This window comes from Flavobacterium sp. A45 (genome assembly GCF_002001005.1).
Classification (GTDB): domain Bacteria; phylum Bacteroidota; class Bacteroidia; order Flavobacteriales; family Flavobacteriaceae; genus Flavobacterium.
The window spans coordinates 41,987-48,707 of the sequence record NZ_MUNX01000068.1 but is presented as its reverse complement, the minus strand read 5'-3'; the positions used below and the strand labels follow the sequence as shown (position 1 = coordinate 48,707).

General features: G+C 33.1%; 5 protein-coding genes. 1 reads left to right on the top strand and 4 read right to left on the bottom strand.

Annotated features, from left to right (window positions below; all coding sequences use genetic code 11):
• Positions 1-104: 104 nt before the first annotated feature.
• The 3 genes from ilvD to B0E44_RS07225 form a co-directional block, all read right to left on the bottom strand.
• Positions 105-1,778, bottom strand: a complete 1,674-nt coding sequence (gene ilvD, locus B0E44_RS07235; RefSeq protein ID WP_077372257.1) for a dihydroxy-acid dehydratase — start codon at positions 1,776-1,778, stop codon at positions 105-107.
• 276 nt (positions 1,779-2,054) lie between these two features.
• Positions 2,055-3,170, bottom strand: coding sequence for a 3-isopropylmalate dehydrogenase (gene leuB, locus B0E44_RS07230; RefSeq protein ID WP_077372254.1), 1,116 nt, complete (start codon positions 3,168-3,170; stop codon positions 2,055-2,057).
• Positions 3,171-3,200: 30 nt separating this feature from the next.
• A complete protein-coding gene (locus tag B0E44_RS07225) occupies positions 3,201-4,370 on the bottom strand; it encodes a 2-isopropylmalate synthase (protein WP_077372251.1) in 1,170 nt (389 codons plus the stop codon).
• A 154-nt stretch (positions 4,371-4,524) separates the two neighbouring features.
• Here B0E44_RS07225 and B0E44_RS07220 point away from each other — a divergent pair, with 154 nt between their 5' ends.
• Entirely contained in the window at positions 4,525-6,069 is a 1,545-nt protein-coding gene (locus tag B0E44_RS07220; RefSeq protein WP_077372249.1) for a hypothetical protein, read from the top strand.
• A gap of 74 nt (positions 6,070-6,143) precedes the next feature.
• Here the strand turns inward: B0E44_RS07220 and B0E44_RS07215 are convergent, their stop codons facing one another.
• Complete coding sequence (locus B0E44_RS07215; protein ID WP_077372263.1) at positions 6,144-6,638, bottom strand: DUF2231 domain-containing protein; 495 nt, start codon at positions 6,636-6,638, stop codon at positions 6,144-6,146.
• Positions 6,639-6,721: the final 83 nt, after the last annotated feature.

Here is a 6,721-nt window from a genome sequence, read left to right as displayed (position 1 = left end):
CCCCGACCCTCCCCGAAGGGGAGGGAGACTAGATGGATATATTATATTTTTAATTTTTCATCCTAATTCTTATCATATTCCCCCTTTGGGGGTTAGGGGGAATTTTATTTGTCGGTAACACATCCCTCAGAGGCACTGGAGACCGAACGCATATATTTAAGCAAAACTCCTTGTTTGATTGGTGATTCTGGTCTTTTCCAATTGGCTTTTCGTTTAGCCAATTCTTCGTCAGAAATTTTCATGTTAATGGTATTATTTACCGCATCAATTGTAATAACGTCTCCATTTTCTATCAATGCAATTCCACCGCCTTCATACGCTTCTGGAGTAACGTGTCCGACGACAAAACCGTGTGAACCACCAGAGAAACGTCCGTCAGTAATCAAAGCAACCGAGTTTCCTAAACCAGCACCCATAATAGCAGATGTTGGTTTTAACATTTCAGACATACCAGGACCACCTTTTGGACCACAGTAACGGATAATCACTACATTTCCAGGTTTCACTTCACCTGCTTGTATTCCTCTAATTACATCTTTTTCACCTTCAAAAACTACTGCTGTACCTTCAAAAAACTCTCCTTCTTTACCACTAATTTTAGCAACACAACCTTCTGTTGCTAAGTTTCCGTATAGAATTTGAATATTTCCAGTAGCTTTTAATGCTTTTTGTATTTCATGAATCACTTCTTGTCCATCATGTAAATCAGGTACTGAAGCTAAATTCTCCGCAATTGTTTTTCCTGTTACTGTTAAACAATCACCATGTAATAAACCTTCTTTCAATAAATATTTCATTACCGCAGGAACACCTCCTACATTATGTAAATCTTCCATTAAGTACTTACCACTTGGTTTCAAGTCGGCTAATAATGGTGTTTTATCACTGATATCTTGAAAATCTTTTAATGTCAATTCAATCCCTACAGAGTGAGCCATTGCAATTAAGTGCATTACCGCATTTGTAGAACCACCTAAAACAGCTACCATCGTAATCGCATTTTCGAATGCTTTACGGGTCATGATATCTCTAGGTTTAATATCTTTTTCTAATAATATTCTGATTGCTTTACCAGCATCAACACACTCTTGTTTCTTTTCAGCGCTCAAAGCAGGATTAGAAGAACTGTAAGGCAAACTCATTCCTAAGGCTTCAATCGCTGATGACATTGTGTTTGCAGTATACATTCCACCACAAGCACCTGCACCTGGACAAGCATTTTGAATTACTCCTTTGAAATCTTCAGGTGTAATCGTGTTCTTAATTTTCTTGCCTAAAGCTTCAAAAGCAGAAACAATATTCAAATCTTCACCTTTCCATTTTCCTGGGTGAATAGATCCTCCATAAACCATAATTGAAGGACGATTTACTCTACCCATAGCCATTAAAGCTCCCGGCATATTTTTATCACAACCTGGAACTGCAATCAGACCATCATACCATTGCGCACCCATAACCGTTTCAATAGAATCTGCAATTACATCACGAGAAACCAAAGAAAAACGCATTCCATCATTACCATTAGAAATACCATCACTTACACCAATAGTATTAAAAATCAATCCAACTAAATCTTCTTTCCAGACGCCAGTCTTAATATCTTTAGCCAAGTCATTTAAGTGCATGTTACAAGGATTTCCATCATAACCCATACTCACAATTCCTACCTGTGCTTTTTTAAGATCCTCTTCCGTCAAACCAATTCCGTAGAACATAGCTTGAGAAGCTGGTTGTGTTTCGTCTTGCGTGATTATCTTGCTGTATTTATTTAATTCCATTCTATTATTAATTTGTGTATTTTAATTTTTATCTAAAAAAAAACCTCCCAAAATTATGGGAGGTTTTAAATATGTTTTCACTTATATTTATACCAATCCCTTTTCATATGTGATAATCACAATGACACTTAGAACTACAAGGACGTTGGTAATGCGTTTCATTTTCTTAATTTTTAACTCTGCAAAAGTATAAAAAACAAATCCAATAAAAAAACATTTTATCAACAAACCAAGAGTTTTTAGTGATATAATGCAATATTTTATGATTTTTATTAACTAAACAATAGTCGATTGCCCAATTTGAACATTATCATTTTTGAAATACAAATCATCTTTACTTAATATGACGTTTGAAATAAAATCTCCAACATCATTAGTTCCAAATCTTGAACCTGGGTTCAAATCAATTGTAACCACTTTATATTCAATAGCTTTCTCAACAGCTTCATATACTTTTTTAGCTTCTTTTTCCAATCCAAAGTGTTCCAACAACATAGCTGCCGATAAAATAGAAGCAATAGGATTCGCTATATTTTTTCCTTTTGCTTGCGGATAAGAACCGTGAATTGGTTCAAAAAGCGCATTCTTATCCCCTATTGAAGCCGATGCCATTAAACCAATAGAACCCATAATAGCACAAGCTTCGTCCGACAGAATATCACCAAATAAATTTTCGGTTAAGATTACATCATATTGTTTTGGATCAGTGATTATTTGCATCGCAACATTGTCAATATATTGACATTCCAATTTCACATCTGGATATTGAAGTGCAATATTTTTAACAATTTTTCTCCACAATCTAGAAGTTTCCAATACATTGGCTTTATCCACCAATGTCACTTTTTTTCTTCTACCCTGTGCTGCTTTAAAGGCTTGATGCGTTATACGATTAATTTCATTTTCAGAATATTCACATATATCTGAAGCGAAAGTACCTTCTTCATTAATTACTTTTTCACCATAATAGGAACCTCCTGTCAATTCTCTAAAAATCACAAAATCTACATTTTCGATAACCTCTTTTTTTATAGGAGATGCATCCAATAGATTTTTGAAAGGCTTAATGGGTCTAATATTAGCATAAAGCCCCAATTCTTTTCTAAGCTTTAATAATCCTTGTTCTGGACGAATTTTAGCTTCTGGATTGTTATCATATTTTGGATTCCCAATAGCTCCAAACAATACTGCATCAGTATTTAGACAAAGATTTAAGGTTTGTTCTGGCAATGGGTTTCTTGTTTTTTCGATGGCAGTTGCACCAATTAAAGCATCTTCAAAAATAAACTCATGATCATAGGCCACACTAATAGCGTACAATGCTTTTTTAGCTTGCAAAATAACCTCTGGACCTACCCCATCTCCTGAAAGTACTGCTATTTTTAAGTTCATATTATTTATTTTTAGAAGTAATTTTTTCTATTAATAGTTATTGACGTATATCTTACTAGCTTCAATAATTTGATGAATATCCTCATCCAAAACTTCTTTTTTGATATCCGCGAATTTTAAAAACTCAACATAAACGATATCCAGTTGAACTTTTGTAAGTTCGTAGCCTACTTTTTTAGCTCTGTAAGCCAATGCTGCTCTACCACTTCTTGCTGTTAAGATAATAGACGACTCATTGACACCAACATCCAAAGGATCCATGATTTCGTAAGTAGCTCTGTTCTTAATCACACCATCTTGGTGAATACCTGAGCTGTGTGCAAAAGCATTAGCTCCTACAATCGCTTTGTTTGGTTGTACAATCATTCCCATACTTTCAGAAACCAATCGACTCATTTCGTTCAATTGTTTACTGTCAATATCAGTATATAAATTCAAGTAAGGATGCTGTTTGAAAATCATAACGACTTCCTCAAGTGCTGTATTTCCAGCTCTCTCCCCTATTCCATTAATAGTACATTCAATTTGACGAGCTCCGTTTACAGCTCCTGCGATTGAGTTGGCTGTAGCCATTCCTAAATCATTATGACAATGACAGGAAAGTATAACATTTTCAATCCCTTTTACGTTTTCTCTAAGGTATTTTATTTTGGCTCCGTATTCTTCTGGCAAACAATATCCAGTTGTATCTGGTATATTAAGAACTGTAGCTCCTGATTTTATTACTTCTTCGCAAACTCTTGCCAAGAATGCATTTTCGGTTCTACCAGCATCTTCTGCATAAAACTCTACATCTTCAACATAAGATTTAGCGTGTGCAACTGCACGTTTTGCTCTTGTAATTACATCTTCACGTGTCGTTTGCAATTTGTGAATAATATGCGAATCTGAAGTTCCAATTCCTGTATGTATTCTAGGTTTAACAGCATGTTTCAAAGCTGCTGCAGCAACATCAATATCATTTTCTACTGCTCTGGTAAGACCGCAAACAGTTGCATTTTTTACAATTTTACATATTTCAGAAACAGATAAAAAATCACCTGGACTAGAAACAGGAAAACCAGCTTCAATGATGTCAACTCCCATTTCGTCAAGGCGATTCGCTATAACGAGTTTTTGGTTGGTGTCTAATTTACATCCTGGGACCTGTTCTCCGTCTCTTAAAGTGGTGTCAAAAATTTGGACTTTCTCTCTATTCATTTTAATTTATTTAATGTAATTTCACATCTTAAAACAAAAATAGTTTTCATTTACATAGAACTAAACCTGTTTTTAAATAAATATACTACTTATAAAGTAAAAAATAACACATTAACAACCTACTAATCAACAAGTTAAATACTTCTATAATACAATGGCTAACCATCAAAAAGATTTTTTATTTGTATTAATAAAATCCCTTTCCAAATCTGAAAAAAGACAATTTAAAATATTTGCAAGTCGACTGGAAACAAGTTCTAATACTAAGTTTATCGAGCTTTTCAATATTTTGGATAAATCAGAAGTGTATGATGAAAAACTAATATTGAAGAATGGTTTGATCAAAAAAGTACAGTTATCAAACCTAAAATCGTACTTGTACAAACAAATTTTAGTGAGTATTCGCTTAAATATTCCAAGCCAGAACATTCGTTACCAACTTAGAGAACAAATTGATTTTGCTGCAATCCTATATAATAAAGGACTTTACAAGCAAAGTTTAAAAATATTGGATAAAACCAAACAACAGGCCATCGAAAATGATGAAAAATACATGGCTTTTGAAATTGTCGAGTTTGAAAAACTGATCGAATCGCAATACATCACCCGAAGTATTCAAGGTCGAGCTGACGAATTGGTTATTCAAGCCAAAGAATTAAATTATCGCAATACCATTTCGAGCAAATTATCCAATTTATCGCTACAATTGTATGGTATAATGCTCAAAACTGGTTTTGTAAAAAGTGATGAAGAATACAAATACATTGATGACTATTTTAATAAACATATTGCTCACTTAGATCAATCTAAATTTGAGTTTAGAGAAAAATATTGGTTTTACAATGCCAATCTATGGAGAAGCTTTTTGGTACAAGACTTTCTTTCCTGCTATAAGTACTCTTACAAATGGGTGACTTTATTTTATGACAATAAAAATATGATTTTCCTAAATCCTGTTTTCTTCTTAAAGGGAAATCATTATTTATTAGAGTCATTATTTATGCTCAAGTACAAATCTAATTTCAAAAAGTATTTAGAATTATTGGAAGAAACGATCAATGATCCACGTTTTCCTGTAAACGATAATATTGCTTCGCTTTCATTTCTCTATTTGTATAACAATAAATTGAACTATCATATACTGGAAGGCACTTTTGCTGAAAGCGAATATTTAGTACCTGTCATTTTGAATAAAATGAAAGTTCACAGCGAACACTTGGATGAACACCACGAAATGATGTTTTATTACAAGATTGCCTGTATTTATTTTGGGAATGAAAAGTTTCAAGAGTGCATCGTTTATTTAGAAAAAATCATCAACAATAAAAACCTTACCATGAGGGAAGACTTGATGTGCTTTGCAAGGATTTTATGCTTGATTGCACATTATGAATTAGGAAGGGATTATTATTTGGAAAATCAACTTAAAAACACCTATAAGTTTTTAATCAAAATGAATGATTTACATGAGGTACAAAAAGAGATGATACGTTTCCTTAAAAACTTGAGTAATTTGTACCCAAGCGACATCAAAAAAGAGTTCATAAAAATGAGAGAGCGCTTCATAGAATTAGAAAAAAACACTTATGAAAAGAGAGCTTTTCTATATCTAGATATTATTTCTTGGCTGGAAAGTAAAATTGAAAACCGAAAAATAAGCGACATTATAAAAGAAAAAGCGAAGCTAATTAACCGTTAACTTTTCAATATATCCTCACAAAAAGAAGCGATTCAAAACAAATCGCTTCTTTTATAATTTTTTAAATCACAAACCTAATCTTCGTGTTCTTCTGATTGTTTTACTGAACCATTAACCGTTGTATTCTCATTTGCTCTTATTTCGGTGTGACGAATTTCTCCTCCTGAAGTACCAACTTTTTGAACTAAAAATAATCCGACAGTTACAACACTCAATATCAAAAAAGAAAGTGGCTTTGCTTTTGAATGTTTTTTAAAGTTCAAATACAAACCTGCAAGCGATAATCCAGCCAAAACATAAAGCAATATGGCTAATTTTTCGGCCAATTCTTCGTGCTCGTGAATAATCTGTTTTCCTATATTCGGCATATCTTCAACCAATTCCTCTGCTCCGTCCCCGGTTCCCATACTAAATGCGCCGAAAATAGCTGCAACTATGAACAATACATATGATGTATTTATCAATGTTTTATTTTTCAAAATCAAGCCAACAATTAAAATTCCAAATCCAAAAATGATTCCAATAATTGGAAAATGGTTAACTACCATGTGTAAATGTGCATCGTTCATAACTAAATTTGATTTAATGATTAAAAGTTTTTTAAATGAGTTTATGGAATAAAACAGAATGTTTTCTGCCATTTATAAAATTG

Coding starts and splice junctions, on each gene's coding strand:
- B0E44_RS07215 (WP_077372263.1), bottom strand. CDS start 6,638: ATGAACGATGCACATTTACACATGGTAGTTAACCATTTTCCAATTATT.
- B0E44_RS07225 (WP_077372251.1), bottom strand. CDS start 4,370: ATGAATAGAGAGAAAGTCCAAATTTTTGACACCACTTTAAGAGACGGA.
- B0E44_RS07220 (WP_077372249.1), top strand. CDS start 4,525: ATGGCTAACCATCAAAAAGATTTTTTATTTGTATTAATAAAATCCCTT.
- ilvD (WP_077372257.1), bottom strand. CDS start 1,778: ATGGAATTAAATAAATACAGCAAGATAATCACGCAAGACGAAACACAA.
- leuB (WP_077372254.1), bottom strand. CDS start 3,170: ATGAACTTAAAAATAGCAGTACTTTCAGGAGATGGGGTAGGTCCAGAG.